Annotated in this window: 22 protein-coding genes and 1 tRNA gene; 7 read left to right on the top strand and 16 right to left on the bottom strand. The window is 57.4% G+C overall.

All coding sequences use genetic code 11. The features are described from left to right. Positions 1-126: 126 nt before the first annotated feature. Positions 127-582: an Lrp/AsnC family transcriptional regulator gene (locus ACR0I7_RS06065; protein ID WP_480509726.1), complete on the top strand. Its 456-nt coding sequence runs from the start codon at positions 127-129 to the stop codon at positions 580-582. 19 nt (positions 583-601) lie between these two features. Beyond that, positions 602-2,485 carry a monovalent cation:proton antiporter-2 (CPA2) family protein gene (locus tag ACR0I7_RS06070; protein ID WP_480509329.1) on the top strand — a complete coding sequence of 628 codons (1,884 nt, stop codon included), beginning with the start codon at positions 602-604 and terminating at the stop codon, positions 2,483-2,485. A gap of 26 nt (positions 2,486-2,511) precedes the next feature. Here the strand turns inward: ACR0I7_RS06070 and cobT are convergent, their stop codons facing one another. Beyond that, on the bottom strand, positions 2,512-3,522 hold the full coding sequence (gene cobT, locus ACR0I7_RS06075) for a nicotinate-nucleotide--dimethylbenzimidazole phosphoribosyltransferase (protein ID WP_480509330.1): 1,011 nt from the start codon (positions 3,520-3,522) through the stop codon (positions 2,512-2,514). A 79-nt stretch (positions 3,523-3,601) separates the two neighbouring features. Here cobT and ACR0I7_RS06080 point away from each other — a divergent pair, with 79 nt between their 5' ends. Further along, complete coding sequence (locus ACR0I7_RS06080; protein ID WP_480509331.1) at positions 3,602-4,375, top strand: adenosylcobinamide-GDP ribazoletransferase; 774 nt, start codon at positions 3,602-3,604, stop codon at positions 4,373-4,375. Positions 4,376-4,442: 67 nt separating this feature from the next. Here the strand turns inward: ACR0I7_RS06080 and ACR0I7_RS06085 are convergent, their stop codons facing one another. The 5 genes from ACR0I7_RS06085 to ACR0I7_RS06105 all read right to left on the bottom strand — a co-directional run bounded on the left by ACR0I7_RS06085 (position 4,443) and on the right by ACR0I7_RS06105 (position 9,451). After that, positions 4,443-4,952, bottom strand: coding sequence for a CarD family transcriptional regulator (locus ACR0I7_RS06085; RefSeq protein WP_480509332.1), 510 nt, complete (start codon positions 4,950-4,952; stop codon positions 4,443-4,445). Between the two features lie 281 nt (positions 4,953-5,233). Next, positions 5,234-5,572 carry a ferredoxin FdxA gene (gene fdxA, locus ACR0I7_RS06090; RefSeq protein WP_480509333.1) on the bottom strand — a complete coding sequence of 113 codons (339 nt, stop codon included), beginning with the start codon at positions 5,570-5,572 and terminating at the stop codon, positions 5,234-5,236. A gap of 66 nt (positions 5,573-5,638) precedes the next feature. Next, positions 5,639-6,004 (bottom strand): RNA-binding S4 domain-containing protein, encoded by a 366-nt coding sequence (locus ACR0I7_RS06095; protein ID WP_480509334.1) that lies wholly within the window; start codon positions 6,002-6,004, stop codon positions 5,639-5,641. Between the two features lie 6 nt (positions 6,005-6,010). Then, on the bottom strand, positions 6,011-8,821 hold the full coding sequence (locus ACR0I7_RS06100; RefSeq protein WP_480509335.1) for a helicase-related protein: 2,811 nt from the start codon (positions 8,819-8,821) through the stop codon (positions 6,011-6,013). A 21-nt stretch (positions 8,822-8,842) separates the two neighbouring features. Continuing rightward, positions 8,843-9,451, bottom strand: coding sequence for a tetratricopeptide repeat protein (locus ACR0I7_RS06105; protein ID WP_480509336.1), 609 nt, complete (start codon positions 9,449-9,451; stop codon positions 8,843-8,845). 29 nt (positions 9,452-9,480) lie between these two features. Here ACR0I7_RS06105 and ACR0I7_RS06110 point away from each other — a divergent pair, with 29 nt between their 5' ends. The 3 genes from ACR0I7_RS06110 (at position 9,481) to ACR0I7_RS06120 (ending at position 12,650) form a co-directional block, all read left to right on the top strand. Continuing rightward, complete coding sequence (locus ACR0I7_RS06110) at positions 9,481-9,771, top strand: SCP2 sterol-binding domain-containing protein (protein WP_480509337.1); 291 nt, start codon at positions 9,481-9,483, stop codon at positions 9,769-9,771. Then, entirely contained in the window at positions 9,771-10,748 is a 978-nt protein-coding gene (locus ACR0I7_RS06115; RefSeq protein WP_480509338.1) for an alpha/beta fold hydrolase, read from the top strand. Before ACR0I7_RS06110 ends, ACR0I7_RS06115 begins: the two co-directional genes overlap by 1 nt. A gap of 81 nt (positions 10,749-10,829) precedes the next feature. Then, positions 10,830-12,650: a M3 family oligoendopeptidase gene (locus ACR0I7_RS06120; RefSeq protein ID WP_480509339.1), complete on the top strand. Its 1,821-nt coding sequence runs from the start codon at positions 10,830-10,832 to the stop codon at positions 12,648-12,650. A gap of 123 nt (positions 12,651-12,773) precedes the next feature. Here ACR0I7_RS06120 and ACR0I7_RS06125 read toward each other — a convergent pair whose 3' ends face one another. The 3 genes from ACR0I7_RS06125 to ACR0I7_RS06135 form a co-directional block, all read right to left on the bottom strand. Further along, complete coding sequence (locus tag ACR0I7_RS06125; protein WP_480509340.1) at positions 12,774-13,403, bottom strand: peptidoglycan-binding domain-containing protein; 630 nt, start codon at positions 13,401-13,403, stop codon at positions 12,774-12,776. 233 nt (positions 13,404-13,636) lie between these two features. Then, positions 13,637-14,533 (bottom strand): RNA polymerase sigma factor RpoH, encoded by an 897-nt coding sequence (gene rpoH, locus ACR0I7_RS06130; protein WP_480509341.1) that lies wholly within the window; start codon positions 14,531-14,533, stop codon positions 13,637-13,639. A gap of 143 nt (positions 14,534-14,676) precedes the next feature. Next, entirely contained in the window at positions 14,677-15,714 is a 1,038-nt protein-coding gene (locus tag ACR0I7_RS06135; RefSeq protein ID WP_480509342.1) for an RluA family pseudouridine synthase, read from the bottom strand. Here ACR0I7_RS06135 and ACR0I7_RS06140 point away from each other — a divergent pair. Continuing rightward, complete coding sequence (locus tag ACR0I7_RS06140; RefSeq protein WP_480509343.1) at positions 15,713-16,015, top strand: DUF6476 family protein; 303 nt, start codon at positions 15,713-15,715, stop codon at positions 16,013-16,015. The genes ACR0I7_RS06135 and ACR0I7_RS06140 overlap by 2 nt on opposite strands. 9 nt (positions 16,016-16,024) lie before the next feature. On the opposite strand, the gene ACR0I7_RS06145 is transcribed toward ACR0I7_RS06140, so the two are convergent. The 7 genes from ACR0I7_RS06145 to ACR0I7_RS06175 all read right to left on the bottom strand — a co-directional run bounded on the left by ACR0I7_RS06145 (position 16,025) and on the right by ACR0I7_RS06175 (position 22,972). Further along, positions 16,025-16,987 (bottom strand): hypothetical protein, encoded by a 963-nt coding sequence (locus ACR0I7_RS06145; RefSeq protein ID WP_480509344.1) that lies wholly within the window; start codon positions 16,985-16,987, stop codon positions 16,025-16,027. A 57-nt stretch (positions 16,988-17,044) separates the two neighbouring features. Further along, complete coding sequence (locus tag ACR0I7_RS06150; RefSeq protein ID WP_480509345.1) at positions 17,045-18,037, bottom strand: glycosyltransferase family 2 protein; 993 nt, start codon at positions 18,035-18,037, stop codon at positions 17,045-17,047. Between the two features lie 172 nt (positions 18,038-18,209). Further along, positions 18,210-20,207: a tetratricopeptide repeat protein gene (locus tag ACR0I7_RS06155; protein WP_480509346.1), complete on the bottom strand. Its 1,998-nt coding sequence runs from the start codon at positions 20,205-20,207 to the stop codon at positions 18,210-18,212. Beyond that, positions 20,204-21,145, bottom strand: a complete 942-nt coding sequence (locus tag ACR0I7_RS06160) for a hypothetical protein (protein ID WP_480509347.1) — start codon at positions 21,143-21,145, stop codon at positions 20,204-20,206. The genes ACR0I7_RS06155 and ACR0I7_RS06160 overlap by 4 nt, the downstream gene beginning before the upstream one ends. Positions 21,146-21,150: 5 nt before the next feature. After that, a complete protein-coding gene (locus ACR0I7_RS06165) occupies positions 21,151-22,134 on the bottom strand; it encodes a glycosyltransferase family 2 protein (protein ID WP_480509348.1) in 984 nt (327 codons plus the stop codon). Positions 22,135-22,365: 231 nt separating this feature from the next. Beyond that, positions 22,366-22,442: transfer RNA gene (locus ACR0I7_RS06170), tRNA-His, on the bottom strand. Between the two features lie 47 nt (positions 22,443-22,489). After that, positions 22,490-22,972, bottom strand: coding sequence for a GNAT family N-acetyltransferase (locus ACR0I7_RS06175; protein ID WP_480509349.1), 483 nt, complete (start codon positions 22,970-22,972; stop codon positions 22,490-22,492). Positions 22,973-23,018 lie beyond the last annotated feature (46 nt).

The following is a 23,018-nucleotide window of genomic DNA, read 5'->3' on the forward strand; positions in this document are numbered from 1 at the left end:
GGAATTTCTTTGCTGATTCAAAAATACGCATTATCCAGTGCTGTTTCTGCGCATTGTTTTCGTATAAACTATAATTCCATGCGTATTTTGCGCATAGCGAAAAAGAAAACCGGGGAATCTCCGCACATGCTGGATGCCACCGACACACGTTTGCTGTCTGCGCTTCAGAAAGACGCCCATCTGACCGCCCATCAATTGGGCGAGATGCTGAATCTGTCACCCAGTCAGGCGGGACGTCGCCGACAGCGGCTGGAGGCGGACGGGTACATCACCGGCTACACCGCCCGGCTGGACCCTTTGAAACTCGGTCTCCAAGTGCAGGGGTTCGTCCAGGTTCACCTTGGAACACATGGCCCGGATCAATCCTCCAGTTTCGCCCGCATGGTCGATAGCCGTGCAGAGATCACCAGCGCTTGGACGATGACAGGCGAGGCCGACTATTTGCTGCATGTCTATTGTGATGATTTATCAGCTCTCAACCGCTTGCTTCATCAGGTAATACTGCCGCATCCTGCAGTAGCGCGGGTACAAAGTCAGATCGTCATGGATCAACTCAAACGCGACGCGCCCTTGCCGACCTGAGCGCACCGAAAGGACCACAATGGACGAGTTCCTCTATCAAGCCTCGATCTACCTGGCTGCGGCAGTGATCGCTGTACCCCTGTCGGCACGTTTGGGGTTGGGGTCTGTTCTGGGCTATCTGGCAGCCGGCCTCGCCATTGGTCCGATCCTCGGGCTGGTCGGCGCCGAAACCGAAAGCCTGCAACATGTGGCCGAATTCGGCGTCGTGATGATGCTGTTCCTGATCGGTCTCGAACTGGAACCGCGCGCCCTGTGGGATATGCGGGACAAGCTGCTTGGGCTTGGCGGGCTGCAGGTCGCTGTCTCGACCCTCGTTATCGCCGCGGTTGCATTTTATACAGGTCAGGTCTGGTCCGTCGCGCTGGCGGTGGGGTTGACGCTGTCGCTTTCATCCACCGCGATCGTTTTGCAGACCTTGTCTGAGAAAGGGCTGATGCAGACGAATGGCGGGCGGGCGACCTTCTCGGTGCTGCTGACGCAGGATATTGCGGTCATCCCGATCCTGGCCTTCCTGCCGCTTCTGGCTCTGCCCGCCAGTGTTCATATCGAAGATGACGGATCCATTGACCGCGGCATTGATGCAGGGCACGGAGCCGACGCCCATCATACGCTGTCTCTTGTCGAAGGTCTGCCGGGCTGGGCCGTCACCCTGGTCACCATCGGCGCGGTCGCCTTTGTGGTGCTGGCGGGCATATACTTGACCCGCCCGCTGTTCCGGTTCATTCACGCCACCCGCCTGCGCGAGATGTACACGGCGCTGGCCCTTATGATCGTTGTTGGAATCTCGTTTCTGATGACGCTGGTTGGCCTCTCCCCTGCGCTTGGCGCGTTTTTGGCCGGGGTGGTTTTGGCCAGCTCTGAATTCCGTCACGAAATGGAAAGCGATCTGGAGCCGTTTAAGGGGCTGCTGCTTGGTCTCTTTTTCATCACCGTGGGCGCGGGTATTGATGTTGGGTACTTCTTTGCCGACCCATTGGACCTGATCGGTCTTGCGCTACTACTGATCCTGGCCAAAGGGATTATCCTGTATTTGGTCGGACGCGCGTTCAAGCTGCGCGGGCGCGACCACTGGCTATTCACACTTGGTCTGGCACAGGCCGGTGAATTTGGATTTGTCCTTTTGGCGTTCTCGACACAGCAAAACGTCATTCCGCCCGGACTTTCGCAGAAACTGCTGATGATCATCGCGCTGACAATGCTGATCACCCCGTTGCTCTTCATCATCTATGACCTGCTGTCACGCTCTGTCAAAGACAACAGCCCGTCGGTCGAGCCTGACGAGATCGATGAAAAAGGGCCCGTGATTATCGCTGGCATTGGCCGGTTTGGTCAGATCGTAAACCGTCTGGTTCAGGCCAGCGGTTTTAAGACCATCGTGCTGGACCACGATATCGAAACCATCCAACTGATGCGCCGGTTTGGTGTAAAGGGCTTTCTGGGCGACCCGACCCGCCCAGAATTGCTGCGCGCTGCTGGGATCGAAAAAGCCTCGGTCCTGGTGGCGGCGATGGATGACCACAAACAGGTGACGCGATTGGTCAGCTACGCCCGTCGCCAGCGCCCAGATCTGCATATCGTTGCCCGCGCCCGTGATCGAAACCATGTTTATGAGCTCTATCAGGCCGGTGCGAATGACATTGTGCGCGAGATGTTCGACAGCTCACTGCGCGCCGGGCGGTACGTGTTGGAGAATATTGGCCTGAGCGAATATGAGGCCGCGCAGGCAGAGCAGACATTCTATCACCACGACAGGACGACAATCCGCGATCTGGCAGAGCTTTGGATACCGGGCGTACCGACCGCCGAAAACAAGACCTATATCGAGCGCGCCCAGAAGCTTGAAAAAGATCTGGAAACCGCGCTGTTGGAGCTGGCGGAAGAACACGCGCAGAAATCAGCCTGACCCGACGCCCGGATCAGGGCCTTGAATTATCCGTCCGAGACACCAGCCTCAGCAAAGGTCGCCATTCCCGAATGGCAGGCGACCGCGCTTTTGACGATGTTGATGGCCAGCGCTCCACCGGACCCTTCGCCCAGCCGGAGACCCAGGGTCAACAGGGGTTCCTTACCCAGTTTCGCCAATACTGCGCCATGTGCGCCCTCGGCGCTTTGATGGCCTGCCACAACATGATCCAGCGCGCCATCGGAAAGCTGGGCCAGACAGGCAGCAGCGGCAGAACAGATAAAGCCATCGAGGATGACCGGAATACGCAATATGCGCGCCGCTGCAATCGCGCCCGCCATGGCCGCGATCTCGCGTCCGCCAAGACAGCGTAGAACGTCCAACCCGTCTGTGCCCGGATGCCGCGCGACCCCCTCGGCGACAACGCGAGTTTTATTTGCAAGACCCGCATCATCGACACCGGTGCCACGCCCGGTCCAATCTGCGGCGTCCCCGCCAAACAAGGCGCAGGCGATTGCTGCTGCTGGTGTTGTGTTGCCGATCCCCATCTCTCCGACAACCAGCAGGTCAGCCCCTGTATCAACGGCAGACCAGCCTGCCTGCAACGCTGCCAGCAGGTCGTCTTCGCTCATGGCGGGGTCTTTGGTGAAATCCGCAGTCGGGCGGTCTAGCTCCAGCGCGCGCACATCCATTTTTGCGCCCGCGGCTTTGGCCAATTGGTTGATCGCCGCGCCGCCATGTTCGAAGTTCATCACCATCTGCACGGTCACTTCCGGTGGAAATGCCGATACGCCCTGCGCGGTTACGCCGTGATTTCCGGCGAAGACAATAACCTGCGGTGATCGGACCTGAGGCCGTTCATCACCCCGCCACCCCGCATACCAGATCGCCAGATCTTCGAGCCGCCCCAGCGCACCCGGAGGCTTGGTCAACTGGCCATTCCGATCCGTGGCCCCCTGCAAGGCGGTCATATCAGGCCCCGGCGCCCCGGCCAAAGCGTTGCGGAAGGTTTCTAGGTCATTGAGTTCTGGCAGCATTCAAAGCCTCGTTGCATCAGAGTGGCCCTGCGTGTTTAACCGAAGCAGGCAAACCAACAAGACCCTGAAAGGCCTGCGAGTGAACAAAAACGACACCTCACCGTTTTCCTTGTGGGATATCCCTTTGGTGCTGACCCTGTTGACGCGTCTGCCCCTGCCGCACCTGCCCGAACGTGTCTTTGACCGGCAGGCACACGCCGTCTGGGCGTTTCCGATCAGCGGCCTGATCGTTGGTGCCCTTGCCTGCGCCATAGGTTGGCTGGTGATGGGTCACCTTCCCGCCCTGGCCTGCGCCACGCTCATCGCGGGCGTGCTGATCGCCAGCACCGGGGCCATGCACGAGGATGGTCTGGCCGATACGGTCGACGGCTTGTGGGGTGGTTTTACCACCGAGCGCCGATTGGAGATCATGAAAGACAGCCATATCGGCACCTATGGTGTGCTGGCTCTGGGTATCGCTCAGCTGTTGCGTATTTCGGGGATCATGGCGTTGCTTAGCACTGGCATGCTGACCGGTATCCTTGCGGCCTGTGTCTTTTCACGCGCGGCGATGCCACTGCTTATGCGCGGCTTGCCGAACGCGCGCAAATCAGGACTGAGCCACCGTGTAGGCTCCCCCGCGATTTTGCCGGTTCTGGTCGGGCTGGGTTTGGCAGGTGTGGTCGCGGGCTGGCTTGTCGGTTCATCCGCCATATTTGCGATGATCTGCGCCCTGTCGGCAGCCGGCATCCTTGCCCTTGTTGCCTGGGTCAAAATCGGCGGTCAGACGGGTGACATTCTGGGGGCCGCGCAACAGGTCAGCGAGATTGCCTTCCTGCTAGCTCTGGCCTCGACCGCGTCAGACGTTATCTGAAACAATCAATCATCCACAAAAAAGCCGCCCCGAAACCCCGGAGCGGCCTATGGTTTGGTGAACGCTATCAGGCTGCGCGCGACATCAGGACCTCGTCCACCTGTTTGGCTGCCGAAATTTCATCCGCGCCAGATACAGCTGCAACTTCGCGGGTCAGACGTTCCAGCGCGGCTTCATAAAGCTGACGCTCAGAATAGCTTTGCTCTCGCTGATCATCGGTGCGATGCAAATCGCGGACCACCTCGGCGATCGAGATCAGATCGCCCGAGTTGATCTTTTGCTCATATTCCTGCGCCCGACGCGACCACATAGCACGTTTCACCTTGGCCTTGCCCTTCAGCGTTTTCATCGCCTGGCTGATCACATCCGGCGAACTGAGCGAGCGCAGCCCCGATTCGGTGACTTTGTTGGTCGGAACCCGAAGGGTCATTTTGTCTTTCTCAAAAGAGATGACGAACAGTTCAAGCGAAAATCCAGCGACTTCCTGCTCTTCGATCGAAATGATCTGACCCACACCATGGGCGGGGTAGACAACATAGTCGTTCGGGCGGAACTCAAGCTTTTTCGACTTTGTCATTCACGTGTATCCTTGGTTACAGAGTGGGACGGAGGCGACAAAAAACCACAGGCGGTGCCGATGTTGGCCCCGTCAGGTGGTTATAATTTCAAAACTTTAGAACCCCAAAGCGAGCATACTTACGGAGTACATCCCATCTCAATCATCATATAGTGGATAAGTATATCACAAAAATGCGACATCTGAAAGGGCGCACAAAAAACGCTCCGGGCAACCACCTTGTTTCACCGGGTTACCCTGTTTTGTGCGAAAGCCTCACCAGGCAGACCACAGCGAACCGTTCAGCCGCCCTCGCCCGGTGCCTCAGAGAAGTATTTCTCCATCTTTCCCTCTTCGCCGTCGCGTTCTTCGGCCTCGGGCAGAGGGTCTTTCTTGGTCACAATAACCGGCCATTGCTCAGAAAATTTGCGGTTAAACTCGACCCATGTTTCCATGCCCGGCTCAGTATCCGGCCGGATCGCATCGGCGGGGCATTCCGGTTCACACACACCGCAATCGATGCATTCGTCGGGGTGAATAACCAGCGCATTTTCACCTTCGTAGAAACAGTCAACCGGGCATACTTCGACGCAGTCGGTGTATTTGCAGGCAATGCAGTTTTCGGTGACAACATAGGTCATGACTGGACTTTCTGTTAGCGTTTGGGCGTCTAGCTAATTCAGACTGCCCGCCTCTTCAAGAGAAGATCACCCCTTTGGGGTGCGAGAAAGATCAAGCGCGCGGCGATCCTTCTTTGTTGGACGACCTTTTCCTTCAAAGCCCGGATTTTTAGGCGGTGCGTCCTTCTTTTCGGTCAAATCAGTATACAGCGTTTGTGCCTCGGGGGCAGGGCCGCGCCGTTCGCCGAGCGCTTCGACACGTACAACCCGGACAATCCGGCCCTGAGGAAAGGTGAGAACGTCACCGGGGCCCACAGCCTGTGCGGGCTTGAGCACCCGGTTTCCGTTCAGCCTGACATGACCGCCGCTGACCTGTTTAGCGGCCAGGCTGCGGGTCTTGAAGAACCGCGCCTGCCACAACCATTTGTCGATTCGCAGCTTGGCCTCGGCCATCGCGGATCAGCTGCCGTCCTTCAGACCCATGAGCGCTGCTGCAAACGGGTTGTCGGGGTCAATGGCCTTTTCCTTTTTCGGCGGTCGGGACGAGAAGGTCTTGGCCCCTTGCGGCTTACCACCCTTCTTGCCATGTGGTTTGCCGCGACCGTCCTGAGGCTTACCACGCAGTTTGCCTTTGCCCTGCCCTTGCCGTTGCTGATCGCGGCGGGGGCCACGGTTGGCCTGACGCTGGCGCCCCCAGGTAAAGGTATAGAAAACCTCAACCTCGGGCTCATCCGACGCAGGAACCTCGGCTGCCGCCTCGGTGCTTTCGGTGGCCTCGGCTGACGCCTCGGCAGGCGTGCTTCCCTCTTCCGGTACTGCATCGGCGACCGTAGTTTCGGCAGCTACGGGTTGCTCGGCCGCTTCTGTCGCGGGTGCGTCCGTGGGAACGGGTTTGAGTTTGTCACGTTCGCCACGCTCGGCCTTGTAGCCCAGCCCCTGCATCAGGTCGGCGAATTGTTCCAGCGTCATGCCAGTGATCGACAGCATATCGGGTTTGGCCTCGAACCCGCCACGGCTGTCCTCGGCGCGCAGCATATCGGCCAGACGTTCAAGCATGTCGATCCGGATCGAGCGCTCGCCCGCATCGCGGTAACCACACATGGTGTCATAGCCCTGCGGCGCATCCTTTGCGACGGGGACAGTGACCAGCCCCGGCGGCGGTGCCTCGGGGAATTCCTGCAGACCGCAGGACAGTGCCCAGAGAACCAGACGCAGGCGCGTGGGCGCGGGCTTCAGCAGCAGCGGCATGAAGATCGTGAACTGGCCAAAGCGGATGCCATGCTTGCGCAGCGCGCCGCGGGCGTCCTGATCCAGATCCTTGACCTCTTGCGCAACCTGCGCGCGGGGCAGTACACCCAGCGCCTCGACCATGCGGAAGGCAAACCCCTTGGCGAGGCCTGTCAGTTCTTCGTCGCGCGACAGGTTGAGCAGCGGCTCAAACAGCGCGGCAACCTTGCGGTCGATGAAATGTTGCAGACGGCGCTGAACCTTCTGTTCGACATCAGGCCCGGCGGCCTCGTCCACAAAAACCTCGACCATCGGCTTGAGTGGTTCGGCCCCTGCAACCAGCTTGCCAACGGCGTATTCGCCCCACATCAGACCGCCCTGATCCGTGAAATCAATTTCGGTATCGGGCGCATTGTAGAAGCGATCGGCACGCAGATGGAATTGCGGCGCGAGTGCCTGCAAAGACGCCGATTTGAGCGCTTTCGCCTCGGTTCCCTGCGCAGCTTTGTCCGGGATAAACCGGAACCCTTCCAGACGACCGACGAATTCACCTTCGACGGTCACTTCACCCTTATCATTTACTTCGGCCAAAAGGGCCTCCTTCTGTTTGAGCCGGCGCAGTAATACGGATGTGCGCCGATCCACAAATCTTTGCGTCAAACGTTCGTGAAGAGCGTCTGACAGCCTGTCTTCTACAGTGCGCGTCGCATCACGCCAATGGGATTCGTCACGCACCCAGCCGTTTCGTTGCGCAACATATGTCCAGGTGCGAATATATGCCAACCTTTTGGACAACACATCGATATCGCCGTCGGTCCGGTCAATCTGCCGAATCTGGCGTGCCATGAAATCATCCGGAATCGCTCCGCTCTCGTGCAGGTGCCCAAAAATCACCTCAAGCAGACCCGCATGTTCGGCATGGCTGATGCCGCGAAAATCCGGAATACGGCACACATCCCAGAGCAGACGGATCGACGGACCATCACTCGCGCGCGCGGCGACCTCGGCCACCTGCGACAGGAATTTCAGTGCGTTCAAATCGTCAGCTGGGCGCGCCTTGACCAGATGTTCAGTCTCGGGACCCATCTCAAGCGCATGAATCAGAGCGTCGATCGAGCCGAACCGCAGAGCGGGATTTCGCCAGTTCAGCTTTTTCATCGGCGTAAACCGGCTGTCCATGATGGCCTGTGCGACCCCTTCGTCCAGCGGCGGAGCCTCTCCGGTCACACCGAAGGTGCCATCGGACATACCGCGCCCGGCCCGGCCGGCAATTTGCGCCAGTTCATTGGGGGCCAAGGGACGCATGCGCCGCCCGTCGAACTTCGTCAGCGACGAAAAGGCCACATGGTTCACGTCAAGGTTCAGACCCATCCCAATTGCGTCAGTGGCAACAAGATAGTCGACATCGCCATTCTGATAGAGTTCGACCTGCGCGTTCCGGGTGCGCGGGCTCAGCGCGCCCATCACAACAGCCGCCCCGCCTTTTTGCCGCCGCAAGAGCTCGGCAATGGCATAAACGTTTTCTACGGAAAATCCGACAATTGCGCTGCGTGCGGGCATGCGGCTAATTTTACGTGAGCCAGAATAAACCAGCTGCGACATACGCTCGCGCCGGACAAATTGCGCCTCGGGGACAAGGGCGGAAATAGGCCCGCGCATGGTGTCTGCGCCCAAAAACAGCGTCTCGTTGGTGCCCCGCGACCGCAACAGGCGATCTGTGAAGACATGCCCCCGTTCAGGATCCGCGCAAAGCTGAATTTCGTCAATCGCAACAAAATCAGCGCCCATACCCTCGGGCATCGCCTCAACGGTGCAGACCCGATATTGCGTACGTGGCGGAACGATGCGTTCTTCGCCCGTCACCAGCGCGACAACGGATGGACCACGTATCGCGACAATCTTGTCGTAGACCTCACGTGCCAGCAAACGCAGCGGCAGGCCGATCACACCCGTTCGGTGGCCCAGCATCCGCTCGATCGCGTAGTGAGTTTTTCCTGTATTCGTCGGGCCAAGTACAGCCACGATTCGGGATGACCCGCTCACAATTGCCCCCTGCCCCGAACCTTACAGCGCCGCGCCTTCGACCTGAGGCTTCAGCCGGTTTACGGCATTAGTTACTTCTTCGTGATGAGGATGTATAGCCAGCGCGCGCAGATAAGCTTCATAGGCTTGCTCGGGCTGACCCACGACTTCGAAGATCAGGCCCAGACCGTAAATAGCTTCGTAGTTATTGGGGTTTAACGTCAGGGCATGTTCAAGATCAGCCGCTGCCATACCGAACCTTTCAATCCCGAAAAACGCCGACGCCCTGATATGCCAGCCCTCGGCAAAATCAGGCGCATGATCGATCAGCGCGGTCAGATGATCGAGGGCAGTTTCAATATCTCCGTCATCCAGCGCCTCGCGCCCTCGTTCCAGCAACAGATCGGCCGAAGCAGACCCCGATTGCGACCAAAGCGCCTGAAGCTGACGGTCAATGCCTATGGCCTGCTCAGGCGAGGCCTCAGACAGCTGCTGCAGCAATTCGTCCTCGTCGCGCGAATCCGCCTGTTGCGCGATGCAAGTGGTGGAATACGTGACTAGGAAAACAAGTGCCGCGACGATACCTTTGAGATTGGTGATTGCAATGCTCATAACAATGGTCAGTGTAGCGTTGCGACCGGGGATGTCCATTCACGGCGCACAAACAAAATGAGGAAGACATGAGCGAGATCCTAGAAAAAGCCGCAGCCGCGCTGAATGAGAAACTGGCAGGCGGTGATTTTGACGCCTCGGCCAAATTTGCCATCGCCGACCTCGGCGCTATCGTTCTGGATGCAGATGGCGCACGTGTAAGCGACGACGATGCGGACGTGACACTTAGCGCCGATGCAGACACGTTCGAGCAAATCCTCAGCGGAGATCTGAACCCCACCGGCGCGTTTATGTCCGGCAAGCTGAGCGTAGATGGCGATATGGGAATTGCTATGAAACTTGCTTCGGTGCTGGCCTGATGAGTTTGTCGCCGGCCCCCTTGTTCCAAGATATGGCCGGCGGCCCCGCCGGTGGCACTGCGCATTGGATGACCACCTCTGACGGCACGCGAATTCGCGTGGCTCATTGGCTGCCTGACGATGCGCCGAATGGCACCGTAATGATGTTTCCGGGGCGTACCGAATATATCGAAAAATATGGCAATGCCGCCGGTGAATTTGTGGGTCGGGGATACGCCTTTTTGGCTATCGACTGGCGCGGTCAGGGGCTGGCAGATCGCCTGCTGGATGACCCGCGCGTTGGTCATGTTGATAAATTCACTGATTTTCAAAAAGATACAGTGGCGGCACTGGACCTTGCGGCCGAGCTGGGCCTGCCCAAACCCTGGTATGTGATCGGCCATTCGATGGGCGGTGCCATCGGTTTCCGGGCCGCAATTGAGCATGATTGCTTCTCCGCATGCGCCTTTACCGGGCCGATGTGGGGCATCTATTTCTCGCCCATCATGAAACCCCTGAGCCGGCTTACCGCGTATTGGGGCCCACGCATTGGTTTGGGTGAAAAGACACCGCCGACGACGTCTCTGGAAAGCTATGTCCTCTCGCAACCGTTCGACGGCAACGTTTTGACCCGCGACCCGGCCATGTACAAGATGATGCAGGATCAACTGACCGCGCATCCAGAGCTGGCGCTGGGTGCCCCGTCCACGATCTGGCTGCGTGAGGCGCTGGACGAATGCGATTGGCTTGCGGCCCAGCCTGCGCCATCGATCCCCTGCCTGACGTTTCTGGGCAGCCACGAACAGATTGTCGACCGGGACGCCATCCGCGCACGGATGGCTGACTGGCCCAATGGAACCCTGGTTGAGATACCCGACGGTGAGCATGAGGTGCTGATGGAGGCGCCGGATGTCCGTGGGCCTGCCTTTGATCAACTCTCCGCACATTTCATGGCCTCTCAATCCGGCGCACGTCCCAAGCCAGCACTGACCAACTGATCACTTCTGCCCTGTCGGCTGCTTGTGATCCTGGCGACCTGCGCCTAGATGTTGGCCAACATAGTTATTTCGAGGTGATCCATGCGCGACCTTCCTTTTCCTGTCCGTGACGCAAATGCGGGCGGTGGCTCTGACAATTTGGGCAATCTTCCGGAATGGGATCTGACCGATCTCTACGCATCCGAAGACGCGCCAGAGCTGGCCCGGGATTTGGAGTGGCTGGAGAAAGAATGCGCCGCATTTGCCGCCGATTATGAAGGCAATCTGGCCGGACTGGATGCGGACAGCCTGCTGGCCTGTGTCTTGCGCAACGAAAAGATCAACGCAATTTCGGGCCGGATCATGTCCTTTGCCGGGCTGCGTTATTATCAGCTGACCACCGATGCCGAGCGCGCAAAATTCCTGTCAGACATGCAGGAAAAGATCACCATCTTCACCACCCCGCTGGTGTTCTTCACGCTTGAGATCAACCGGATTGATGACGAGCTACTGCAGGCCCATTTCGCGGCCAACACTGATCTTGCACGGTATGAACCCATCTTCCGCCGCATTCGCGCGATGAAACCCTATCAACTGTCTGACGAGCTGGAGAAATTCCTCCACGACCTCGGCGTTGTAGGCGACGCGTGGGAGCGTTTGTTCGACGAGACCATCGCGGGCCTGACCTTCACCGTTGACGGCGAAGAGCTGAACATCGAAGGCACCCTGAACCTGCTGACCGAACAGGATCGCACCAAGCGCGAAGCCGCATCGCGCGAGTTAGCCCGCGTGTTTCAGGACAACATCAAAACCTTCGCCCGCGTTCACAACACTCAGGCCAAGGAAAAGGAAATCGTCGACCGCTGGCGCAATATGCCCACCGCACAGACGGGGCGGCATTTGTCGAACGATGTCGAGCCCGAAGTGGTCGAAGCCCTGCGCAAAGCCGTTGTGGCGGCCTACCCCAAGCTGAGCCATCGCTATTATGAGCTAAAGCGCAAATGGCTGGGTCTGGATGTCATGCAGGTCTGGGACCGCAACGCCCCACTACCGATGGAAGACACCCGCATCGTCGGCTGGGATGAAGCCGAAAAAACCGTAATGGATGCCTATAACGCGTTTGACTCGCGCATGGGTGAGATTGCCGCCCCGTTCTTTTTAAAAGGCTGGATCGACGCGGCTGTGAAACCCGGTAAGGCGCCGGGCGCGTTTGCGCATCCGACTGTTACCGACGTGCATCCCTATGTCATGCTGAACTATCTGGGCAAACCGCGCGATGTGATGACCCTTGCGCATGAGCTGGGCCATGGTGTGCATCAGGTTTTGGCCGCAGATCAGGGTGAGATGCTGTCATCGACCCCGCTGACACTGGCTGAAACCGCCAGCGTGTTTGGGGAAATGCTGACCTTCCGCAAAATGTTGGATCAGGCCGAAACCCCGGAACAGCGTAAAGTGCTGCTGGCGGGCAAGGTCGAGGATATGATCAACACGGTCGTGCGCCAGATCGCCTTTTACGACTTCGAATGCAAACTACATGCCGCCCGGCGCGAAGGCGAGCTGACCCCAGATGACATCAATGCCCTGTGGATGAGCGTTCAGGCAGAAAGCCTTGGCCCCGCATTCGAATTCATGGAGGGGTACGAGACCTTCTGGGCCTATATCCCCCATTTCGTGCATTCGCCCTTTTATGTATACGCCTATGCCTTTGGCGATGGCTTGGTAAACGCGCTCTATTCGGTCTACGAAAGCGGCGCGGACGGGTTCGAAGACAAGTATTTCGAAATGCTGCGCGCCGGTGGTTCTAAACACCACAAAGAGCTTCTGGCCCCCTTCGGACTGGACGCCAGCGACCCGGAATTCTGGGCCAAAGGCCTGTCGATGATTTCAGGCTTCATCGACGAGCTGGAAGCTATGGAAAGCTGAGACGCGGCCAGCAGTCCAGGCTGTCAGACATCCTACCATTTGGTCGATGGCGTGATCACACCGTGCCATCGACCAGGTCACAAAGCGCCAAACAGCGCTGACAGCATGAGAAACGGCGCTGTCTCAAACAGCTTTGAGCGCTTTAAGGCTGTCTTCCACCTCTTTGATCGCGCGATCAAAATGCCTGCCGCGCCAATCCCCGCCGCCGACGCCCAGGTATAGTGCTTCCCACTGCTTATAAAGCTTTTCGATTTGGGGAACGGCCTTCTTTGCCTTTGCCGGATCACTGGTCTTGGTCTTCTCGAAGAGATCAATCTGAGCGGCAAGCTTCTTGGCGACATCCACCCGATTTTTGGCGATTTTAACATCCAGCTCAAGCGCCTTTTGGGTCGCCGCCATCTTCTTGTTTGCTGACGCAACCATCGTATCAAACTGGGCAATTGCTTTGTTGACGTCACCGGACAAGATCGGTTGGTAAGCACCGTGTTTAACATCCCTAAGCACATTATCCTTGAGCACCATATCTGGCATCACCGGTAACGGCCCGCCAAATTTCAGCGCAGCAAGCGTATTTGGCCCGATCTTGCCATCGGTGCTTAGCTTAGCTTTTTTCTGGAAAGCGCGAGTTTGCTTTTCGGTCAAACTCCCGAAAATCCCATCTTCATCGAGCTTTGGCTTTGCTCCGACTTTGTTTAACAAATTCTGTGCTGTCGAGACGTCCTTGCCTTTGGAGCCCTTTTTTAAAACCGCCATCTAACCAATCCTACAAACTGATACTGTGTAACATGAACAAATAATCTGATGAGATTGTCAGTACGGGATTTGGTTTTCAAGTCAGGGTTCCCTGACCCACAGACAGGACGTCTGTGCGCTCTAAAGCCAAGGAAATCACTGAGGCAATCCGTCCGCATCCCAATCGCCTTCCTTAGGTTCACAAAAAAAGACCGACCCAAATAGCCGGTCCTTTTGTGAACTTCATGCCACACTCAATTCAGCGCAAGCATGCCCTTCTCACGCGCCAGCTCGCGCATCTTCTTTTGCAACTTTTCAAAAGCACGCACTTCAATCTGGCGAATGCGTTCGCGGCTGACATTGTACTGCGTGCTCAGCTCTTCCAGCGTCAAGGGCTGATCCTGCAGCCGGCGCTGGGTCAGGATGTCCTTTTCCCGGTCATTCAGCACGTCCAAGGCCGCCGCCAGCAATTCGCGGCGCGCATCTAGTTCGTCGCGCGCCTCGTAATCGCTCGCCTGATCTGCATCTTCATCTTCCAGCCAGTCCTGCCATTGCATGGTGCCTTCGCCTTCGGACCCGACGGTCGCGTTCAGCGAGGCATCACCCCCTGACATACGGCGGTTCATGCTGATGACTTCGTCCTCGGTCACACCCAGATCATTCGCGATCTGTGCGACATTTTCCGGACGCAGATCGCCCTCTTCCAAGGCGCCAATCCGAGCCTTTGCCTTACGTAGGTTAAAAAACAGCTTCTTCTGCGCGGAGGTAGTCCCCAGCTTCACCAAAGACCAGGATCGCAGGATGTATTCCTGAATCGAGGCACGAATCCACCACATCGCATATGTCGCAAGGCGGAAACCCTTTTCAGGATCAAAGCGTTTCACCGCCTGCATCAGGCCAACATTGGCCTCCGAGATCACCTCCGCCTGCGGCAGCCCATAGCCGCGATAGCCCATCGCGATCTTTGCAGCCAGACGCAGATGCGAAGTCACCATTTTATGTGCAGACTCAGTATCTTGCTCTTCGACCCAACGCTTTGCCAGCATGTATTCTTCTTCCGGCTCCAGCAGGGGAAACTTGCGAATTTCCTGCATATAGCGGTTCAGTCCGCCCTCGGGCGTCGGCGCGGGGAGATTTGCGTAATTTGCCATGTTTCATGTCCCTCCGACAAATGTTTATATCGTTAACATAGGATATGGGGATCAACCCGAGCCCATTCAAGAGGTGCTGTTAACAGTCTGAAATTAAGCGTTGGCAAAGGAAAGATAAGAAACTCTTACTCACGAGGCTTTGCTTATTGTGTCAGTGGTGCGCGTAACTTCGCAAGAAGCTCTGCCATATCGTTGGGCAAATCTGCTTCAAATCGCAAATTCTCGCCAGTTATCGGGTGTTCAAAGCCCAAAACAGCAGCGTGCAGCGCCTGCCTTGGAAAGGTGCGGACATCCTCAGCCACCGCAGAGCTAAACGCCTTGGCCGCGAGCTTGCGTTTACCGCCATAGACCGGATCACCAATCAGCCCATGACCCGCATGTGCCATATGAACCCGGATCTGATGCGTCCGTCCCGTTTCCAGCCAGCATTCGATCAATGACAGCCCTGCAGGCGTCCCAAACGTCTCGACCATACGGGCTCGGGTGACGGCATGGCGCCCGCCGTGAAACAAAACGGCCTGCTTTTGCCGGTCGGTTTTGTGGCGGGCCAGTTGCGTCGTTAGGCGCAGGATATTGCCGGGCTCAAAGCTGACCCCTTTGATGCCGCGCAACCTCGGATCGTTGGCGTCGGGCACGCCATAGCAAACAGCGCGGTAGTAGCGCTCGACGCTATGCGCCTCGAACTGCGCAGCCAGCCCCTGATGCGCGGCGTCCGACTTGGCCACGACAAGCAGGCCGCTGGTCTCTTTATCGATGCGATGGACGATACCGGGCCGTTTGACGCCCCCAACCCCTGAAAGATCGCCACCACAATGATGCAGCAGCGCATTCACCAATGTCCCGTTGGGAGAGCCGGGTGCTGGATGAACAACCATCCCAGCCGGTTTGTTGAGGACAATCAGATCACTGTCTTCGTAGACAATGTCCAATGGAATATCTTCGGGGCCAATGTGGCTGTCCTCGGCCTCGGACACCGTAATCTGAATCAGGGCACCCTCGGCGATCTTGGCCTTCGGGTCGGTTTGAACAACGCCGCCAACAGTTACGCCCCCCCCTTCGATCAGGCGCACCAAACGGGTGCGCGACAGGCTTTCATCTTCTGGCACATCCCGCGAAAGCGCCTTATCAAGGCGGGACGGCGGAGATGCCGCGATTTGAAACTCAACGTACCGGGTGCCCATGACTGTCCCTTCTGACCCTCAAGAACCGCAGGAAACGCCCCAGCTGCGCCTGCTGCGGCGCATGGTCATGCTGTTGACCGCGGTGATGATTGGCGGCGTTCTAGTGACATTCGCCCTGATTGTCATCCGCCTATCGGACCGGACGCCCACCCTGCCCGATCAGATCGAACTGCCCGATGGCGCGCGGGCGCAAGCCCTGACGATCGGCAATAACTGGTACGCCGTCGTCACCGACGACAACCGCATTCTGATTTTTGACAAAACCACCGGCCGCATGCGGCAGGAAATCGCGATCGACTGACACGTGGCATCAGCCCTCTAACGCCATGCGAAACACGATCTCGGATGCGCGTTGCAGCGCTTCATATTCCTCGGGCGTGTCCCGACGAAAGCTCTGGGCCTCATCACTCAGCTCAACGGGCGGAAACAGCTGGTCTTGGTCTGCAAAGAACTCTTTATGAAAACCGACATCAGCTTTGCCAAGGAAATTATCCAGCCAGACCCGCTCGTCTGGCTCAAGCACATCATGGCGCCGGATCATAACCGGATCCGTGACGGCTTGCCTGCGCAATTGGCGGCTCTGCTTACGGCCAATTGCGCGGGTAACGATCCCAAAGGCCTCGCTGCCCGCACGAGACAGAGACTGGTTTGACGCAGTTTGGGTTTGCGGATCAGACCGCACATCCAGCCCAACCCGAGACATGAAATCATCCACAACATTGCTGTTCACCATACGATGGCGATCATACATCAAAGGGAGAATCTGAACGCCGGGAAAAGCAGATCTTATACGGGATACAGCGCCGGAATACGTGAAACTTTCTGTATTACTTTCAATACTTTGGACCCGATCCCTGACGTATCTTGTGGCCCCCAGCGCGTAGCGTCCGTTTTTTACGCGCTGTTTATAGTCCGCCTCAAAATAATCGGAGTAACGACGACAATAAAAGACGATCCGCAGCTCATGCGCCGGGAAGTCAGCGAATATCTGGGCGAGCCTGGTCAGGTCCGCGGAATAGAACATCTCTGATGAGACAAGACACGCATTGCTGCCGTGCGCCTCATATTCGCGGCTCATCGCTTCTCGGTAGGCGTCCATGGGCGCGTCAGTCTGATTGATATGAAACGCAATCCGGTTGTGGCTGATCGTCAGGCGCCCCGTGCCATCCAGCTCTCTGCGGCCTGTTTCCATGTAACGCAGGCCGGATTCGGCCAGCTCACCGGCATTGCCGCGCACATAGGCCTGCAGCGCAGTTGTACCCGTCTTGGGCATTCCCAGATGCAACCAAAGCATTAATAAAACCGCGCAATAATCTGTAGATAAATCATTTTATACCCCAGAAACCGGCTCTTGAGTCATCTGCGCCATCAGGTCTTTGATGTCTTCTGTGCCAAGCAACTGTGTTATCTGCTGCTTATGCCGGTCGCATGCCATGTGATGCAATCGCGCCGTTTCGGCGTCCTCAAGCAGCGCTTCGTAGTTGGCGCGCTTGCGCACTGCAATCGCGTCAATCGAGGTATCGGTTTCCGCGTTCTGGTTCATCATGTTCCAGTAGTCCAGCCCCAGAGTTTCCCCCTTGTGATGCGCCCGACCGCGCATTTTTTTCACCAAATAGCTCTCGCAGGATTTCAGAGCATAGTGATTGATCTGAACCAGATCATACCCCACCGAGTCGCGGGCCGAACGCCAGCTGCCCGTAAAATAGCGCTCGGGCATCTTTTCACCAGAACCATTGTACCAGTGGCATTCTTCCATACTGTCCACGGTCGGGTGCTTGGGCCGATGGACCCCCAACGTGTCCCAAAGTGCGCGCTGGAACATGGTCTTGAACCCCCAGGCCTGATGCGGCTTGCGCGTCATCTCACGCGCGGCCTTGCGGAACTGATCTGAAAGAAAACGATCCTCGTATTCGACGATGCCAGCGTTTCCAAACAGCCGCCATGTCATCGAAATGGTTTTTGCGTCCGGGATCGCTCTGGTCAGTGCGCGCAGCGTGTTGTCACCCGTTTTGACGTTGATTTGTTCATCCGCATCAATGACGACGACCCAATCCTGCGGGCGCGCCACTTCCATTTTGAGGAATTTCTTATAGGCGCGTTTCTGCGGGCTGGTTGCACGGCGCGAGTTGTTGTCGACATGAGTCAACACCCCCCTTTCGTGCAGGCGCTGCAGCAATGCATCAGTCCCGTCGGTGCAGTCGTTGGTCATGACCACCATCTGATCAATGCCAATTGCCTGATTATGCGCAACCCATTCCAGAACAAAGGGGCCTTCGTTCTTCATCGGTGTCACGCTGACAAAGCGGGGGTCCTGTTCTGCCATCTCGTAGTGCCTCTTGTATCGCCGATGATAAGCCCCGTACGCGGGGCATCCCGACCATGATTTTGCGCCAGCCTAGGCCCTAACCGCTTATCAACCAAGCGCAACAGGCGAAATTCTGACGGATTGTTGCCCGGGGTTCAAAAACCTTCTTACCGGACGCATCGCGGCTGCATCAGTCCGACGCCCGCTTTAACTGGTTGGCGAACCGCTTGAACGGTGGGTACAGGTCATGCGCCTTTTGAAGATAAGCTCTGGCCTCTTGCTTGCGTCCACGCCGCAATTGGATCTGTCCCGCCATACCCTGAATCGCGGCGGTCGTGTCATCGAGATCAGCGGCCTGTATGACCTGGTTCTGGCCCTGTTCCTCATCCCCTGCACGTTCAAGAAAACGTCCCATAGCAAAGATCAAAAAGGGGTTTTCGGGATCACAGGCCAGCGCCTCGGCCATCGACAATCTCGCACGTGACCAGTCCGCATCCGCTTCATAAAGATCAGCCAATCGCTTGTGATGTATGGGATTGTCAGGTTGTTGCGCTGCTGCCTTACGCATCAGGTCAATGGATGCGGCGTTGGATGTCTGGCCCATATGCCTCTGCAAAAGGGCCTTGAAGCTCCGTACGCGGGGGTCATCCGGTGGTATCTCCGAGACGCGCTCGAGGCCGCGCGCCAGCATCTCAAGCCGCGCCGGATCGCTGAACAGCCGCCTTGCCTTCTGATCCAGCGCCAGATCTGACCAATCCATCAGCACCATATCAAAATTGCAGGGGCGCCGCCCGATGACTTTGCGCTGAGCCACATGGGTACTGTGCTCGAAGAGCGGTCGCTGGATCGATCTTTGCAACGCCCAATCGGTCGGAGGAAGCGCGCGCAGCGACAGCTGGTCTTGATACAACACCCGCGAGCCCAGAACCACAACGTCCGGGCGCAATGGTTTGGCCCAAAAGGCCCGACCAAAAGCCTGCGCAGCCCCCCACCGCTTCTTGAGCTTACCTAGGATGGCGCATTCCAGCGCGCATGCCACCGCATAGTCTTCGGGCCAGATATGAGGGTTTTGAAGCGCTTGCCGGGTCAACGCCAACGCCTCTTGCCAACGCTGGAGATAAAACAGGTTCATCGCCTGCAAAAGCGGCATAAAGGCGTTGTCAGCCCCGGCCTGCAACAACGCCTCACCGATCTGACAAGCCTCGTCCGAGCGATCTTCGGAGTTTAACCGAAACAGAAAAAACAATGCCTTGGAGTAGATATGCGAGGCCTCAGACGGGTTCAGGAACCCTGCCGCGCCGCGATGCAGCCGCTGAACGACATTTTCGCCTGCCTGCAACAACTCGTCCTGGGTCAGTACATCCCGAAACACTTTTCGCTGCTGTCCGGATATGCGCGCCGCAGCCATCGAAAAGGCCGAGATAATGGGCGCGATAACCTGTTCCGCACGGGACATGGTGTAGAGTTCCAGAAAATCACGCTTGGCACGGGTCATCCCGGACACATCTGCGATATCAGAAATTTGCAGCAGATTGGGGTAGCGCTCCTGAAACCCGGCGATCAGCTCCGGCTGATCAGAGAACATGATCGCCGTCCGATCGCGTGTCTTCTCCAGATGCGCTTCGTACAGCTCTTCCGGTTCGATCTTGGCAGGCCAGGTTGTGTGTTTCCACGGCAACCCGTTCAGGATATCGCCGCGCCGGATGTGATAGGCAGAGACCCCCTGCCCCGACAGCTTGTCATCGGCGCGCTGCATCACGGCGCGAATATCCTCGGTGAACCCGATCCGATGAATAAACTCGCGATACCTCGGGCGGATGGCTTCGATGTCCTCCCATGGAAAGGCTAGAACCTCAAACCCTTCTTCGATTAGCACAGACCGCCCCGAGGCCAGGTGCGCCAGCAGACGATCAGGCGTTTTGTCGTTCAGGAAACTCCAGATCGGCTTGGCATCCCGGGTGAGCGCCTCAAACGCGTCGGGCTCAAGGAAATGCGCATCCATCCAGTCCTGCGCGAACAATTCTTGAGGTTGATCCAGCTCGGGCGCGTCTGCCCCTTGCGGAAACCAATTGACCCGATAGTCGGCGTCAAAATCCTCGGCCAGACGGATACAGGTCAGCATCATCAACAGACGAGCGCCCATACGATCTTTGCGCTGACCTATAAATACGCCCCTCTCAGGCGTCATGATGCCCCCTCGGCCGCAGCTGCCTGCGCCTGCCTGCGCAGCGCGCGAAACCGCTGTCGCGCCTGATGGGTGAGTTTCGGGTGCCGCTCGGCCCCGACAGCTTCGATCCCGCGCATATACAATGGCAACCTCCGTCGCCTGCGCATCATGTCATAATACTCGCGCGTCTCGAGCGTGCCATCCATCGCCCCCAGCATGACGGGTTTGAGCATATCCAGCTTGCGCAACATCGGGGCCGCAAAATGGTTCGAGAACCAGGTTTTCAGCGGCGTCACATTCGCCCCCTGCAAACGCGCAACATGCTGCCGGTCGAGATCAAAGAACGGGTCATAAAAAACATAAGCCCTGCCCGCCGTTTTTACCGTTTCAGCGGCGTCGCTCAACGGCAGATCCCAGTCTTGAACACGACCAAAGCGGTAACGGGTCTCCCACGGGACCAGCCTTTCATCCAGTGTTGTTTGCGGGTTGAACGCTATGACGGTCGACCCTGGCACGAGCCCTGAAAAAGTCAGCGCCCCGAACCCGCCCATCGAGGCCCCGGCAAACACGACCCGGTCAAACTGACCAAAGAAACCTTCATCGGCTTTGGTCTGCATATACGAAAGGATTTCGGGATCGCGAAACCACGCTTTGGTGCGCGCCAGAACGCCCATATGCGACCAACCTTCGTCACGGTAGAACTTCCAGCCCCACGGCTCGCGCGCAAAAGACAGGTCATTGACGTTGGCGATATTGTCAAAGCTTACAACAAGATTACGACTGCGCTGATGGAACAATATCGCATGGCGCTCAAGCTTTTGCAGGAAACCGGTGCCATCGCCGCCTGGATAGAGCTCGACAAACCATGGCGGCGCCGGATCAGTCAAAATACGCTCATACCCGGTCTTGCGATCGGGATGCTCAGGCTTCAACTGCTCTTTGCTCAGGTCATCTTCCATCGTGGTCAAACAAGATTATCCGCCAGCCAGCTGCGAAACTCCACCCAGTCCGGGCGCATCTTAATGTCGGACACCTTGGCGCGATGCCACTCGCACGCCTGCGCGTGCAACTCTGCCAATTCGTCATCCGCCTTCAGCTCGGCCAGCATCGGGGCGGCACGCTGCGCGGTCATCTGAATGGACTGATCCTTTTCCTTGTTTGCGTTCATATCCATCCAATAGGACTGACCCTGATCGACACGGATATGATTTGTACGCCCCCTGTCCCGCTTGACCAGGAACCCATCAAGCGACCGGACCGAGTAGTGATGCAGCCGCCCGAACGAATGGTCGAACCCCTTCCAGGCGCGCCAGCCCACATTTTCGGCTGGAAACAATTTGCCACCTGCGTCCGACCAGGCAACCTCGGCTTCTTTGCCTTCTTCGACTCCCTTGGGGCGATGAGGTCCGAAGCGGGTAAATTTTCCATTATTGCGGAACAACGTCTTCAACCCCGAAGCGCGCCCGGAATGGTATGGAAACTCTTGGTCCGCCATCTGGAAAACCTCGGTCACGGGTTTGTCCTCAAAGCTGATATTGCCCGACGATCCAAACAGCTTCCACGCAAATGAAATCGCATCGACCTGCTGGCCCGCCGTGCGCTCAACCTCTTCGATGAGCGCACCAAAGCTGTTGTCGCCACAGCGGATATTCCAGAACTCATCCACGTCCAGGCACATAAGCCAGTCGGCTTCTTTGACCTTGGGATGGCGGCGCGCGCGGCGCAACATCTGATGCTGCGGATTGCCGCCCTCTTTTACTTCGTTTGAGATGTGCGTGGCACAGCCCAATTGCTGCAACCGGCGCGCAATCTCATCGGTGCCGTCGTCGCAATCATTGGTAAAGATTACAAAGTGATCAACGCCAAGCATCCGATGAAAGGCCACCCATTCCAGCATATAAGGGCCTTCGTTTTTCATCGTAGTGAATACGGTAATAGTCTGTGACATTTAGACGGTTCCCGAAAGGTCTTTGATCCCCTTCTTACACAACCGATACTGCGGCGGCGAGAACCGAAATGATGTCGCGCGCATTGCGGAATGCAGGTGAGGTAACTTGACTACAAAGCCAGCGGCCGCGAGGCATCGCCTGCAGGGCTGGCAAGCGCATAATTCCACCTCAGACCAAGCCACTATGGGCCACAGTCAATTGGTCTCACACTGTTTTTCAGATTGGGAGGATGGTACCGCCTCCCTGGCTTGAACAGGGGACCTCTGGATCCACAATCCAGCGCTCTAACCAACTGAGCTAAGGCGGCACTCGTGAGGGGCGATTTACCGAACGCGTCACGGGATTGCAAGGGTGTTAAAGCTGAATTCTCCAGCTTTGTTCAACAAGGTCGACCCCAAAAGAATGCACCGGCTTGCTATTGATCAACTGCCATCCTGTAGCCCGGTACAGACCGCACGCAGCCCGGTGGCTTTCATGAGTCCACAACACCATTTCATGATACCCGGTTTCACGCGCGAAGCTCATACAGGTGCGTAGCAAGCGCCTCCCCAACCCCAGCCCCCTAGCCTCGGGCAACAGAAGAAACAGTCGCAATTTGGCGGTATTCTGGTCCAGCGATACACAGAAAATGCTACCCAACCTCTCGCCTGCCCGTTCGGCAATCCAACCCCTCTCACGTTTGGGATCATGGTCCCGCAGGAACTCGTCTAGTATCTTTGCCACCAGCGGACCAAACGTCTCGTCAAACCCTTCATCGCGGGAATAGAAAGCGTTGTGCTGCTCAACCAGCCAAGAGGCATCTTCGGCGCGAAACTCTCTGAGAACTACATCGTCCATGCTCTATCTGACCTCATAGGCCGCTTGATTCTCAACCCTTTGCGCG

It is taken from the genome of Ruegeria sp. AM1, from assembly GCF_056540745.1.

What these genes read in the sequence shown, in the direction of transcription:
- ACR0I7_RS06065 (WP_480509726.1), top strand. Translation starts at nt 127, where the DNA reads ATGCTGGATGCCACCGACACACGTTTGCTGTCTGCGCTTCAGAAAGAC.
- ACR0I7_RS06070 (WP_480509329.1), top strand. Translation starts at nt 602, where the DNA reads ATGGACGAGTTCCTCTATCAAGCCTCGATCTACCTGGCTGCGGCAGTG.
- cobT (WP_480509330.1), bottom strand. Translation starts at nt 3,522, where the DNA reads ATGCTGCCAGAACTCAATGACCTAGAAACCTTCCGCAACGCTTTGGCC.
- ACR0I7_RS06085 (WP_480509332.1), bottom strand. Translation starts at nt 4,952, where the DNA reads ATGACAAAGTCGAAAAAGCTTGAGTTCCGCCCGAACGACTATGTTGTC.
- fdxA (WP_480509333.1), bottom strand. Translation starts at nt 5,572, where the DNA reads ATGACCTATGTTGTCACCGAAAACTGCATTGCCTGCAAATACACCGAC.
- ACR0I7_RS06095 (WP_480509334.1), bottom strand. Translation starts at nt 6,004, where the DNA reads ATGGCCGAGGCCAAGCTGCGAATCGACAAATGGTTGTGGCAGGCGCGG.
- ACR0I7_RS06105 (WP_480509336.1), bottom strand. Translation starts at nt 9,451, where the DNA reads ATGGACATCCCCGGTCGCAACGCTACACTGACCATTGTTATGAGCATT.
- ACR0I7_RS06110 (WP_480509337.1), top strand. Translation starts at nt 9,481, where the DNA reads ATGAGCGAGATCCTAGAAAAAGCCGCAGCCGCGCTGAATGAGAAACTG.
- ACR0I7_RS06115 (WP_480509338.1), top strand. Translation starts at nt 9,771, where the DNA reads ATGAGTTTGTCGCCGGCCCCCTTGTTCCAAGATATGGCCGGCGGCCCC.
- ACR0I7_RS06120 (WP_480509339.1), top strand. Translation starts at nt 10,830, where the DNA reads ATGCGCGACCTTCCTTTTCCTGTCCGTGACGCAAATGCGGGCGGTGGC.
- ACR0I7_RS06125 (WP_480509340.1), bottom strand. Translation starts at nt 13,403, where the DNA reads ATGGCGGTTTTAAAAAAGGGCTCCAAAGGCAAGGACGTCTCGACAGCA.
- rpoH (WP_480509341.1), bottom strand. Translation starts at nt 14,533, where the DNA reads ATGGCAAATTACGCAAATCTCCCCGCGCCGACGCCCGAGGGCGGACTG.
- ACR0I7_RS06140 (WP_480509343.1), top strand. Translation starts at nt 15,713, where the DNA reads ATGACTGTCCCTTCTGACCCTCAAGAACCGCAGGAAACGCCCCAGCTG.
- ACR0I7_RS06135 (WP_480509342.1), bottom strand. Translation starts at nt 15,714, where the DNA reads ATGGGCACCCGGTACGTTGAGTTTCAAATCGCGGCATCTCCGCCGTCC.
- ACR0I7_RS06145 (WP_480509344.1), bottom strand. Translation starts at nt 16,987, where the DNA reads ATGCCCAAGACGGGTACAACTGCGCTGCAGGCCTATGTGCGCGGCAAT.
- ACR0I7_RS06150 (WP_480509345.1), bottom strand. Translation starts at nt 18,037, where the DNA reads ATGGCAGAACAGGACCCCCGCTTTGTCAGCGTGACACCGATGAAGAAC.
- ACR0I7_RS06155 (WP_480509346.1), bottom strand. Translation starts at nt 20,207, where the DNA reads ATGACGCCTGAGAGGGGCGTATTTATAGGTCAGCGCAAAGATCGTATG.
- ACR0I7_RS06160 (WP_480509347.1), bottom strand. Translation starts at nt 21,145, where the DNA reads ATGGAAGATGACCTGAGCAAAGAGCAGTTGAAGCCTGAGCATCCCGAT.
- ACR0I7_RS06165 (WP_480509348.1), bottom strand. Translation starts at nt 22,134, where the DNA reads ATGTCACAGACTATTACCGTATTCACTACGATGAAAAACGAAGGCCCT.
- ACR0I7_RS06175 (WP_480509349.1), bottom strand. Translation starts at nt 22,972, where the DNA reads ATGGACGATGTAGTTCTCAGAGAGTTTCGCGCCGAAGATGCCTCTTGG.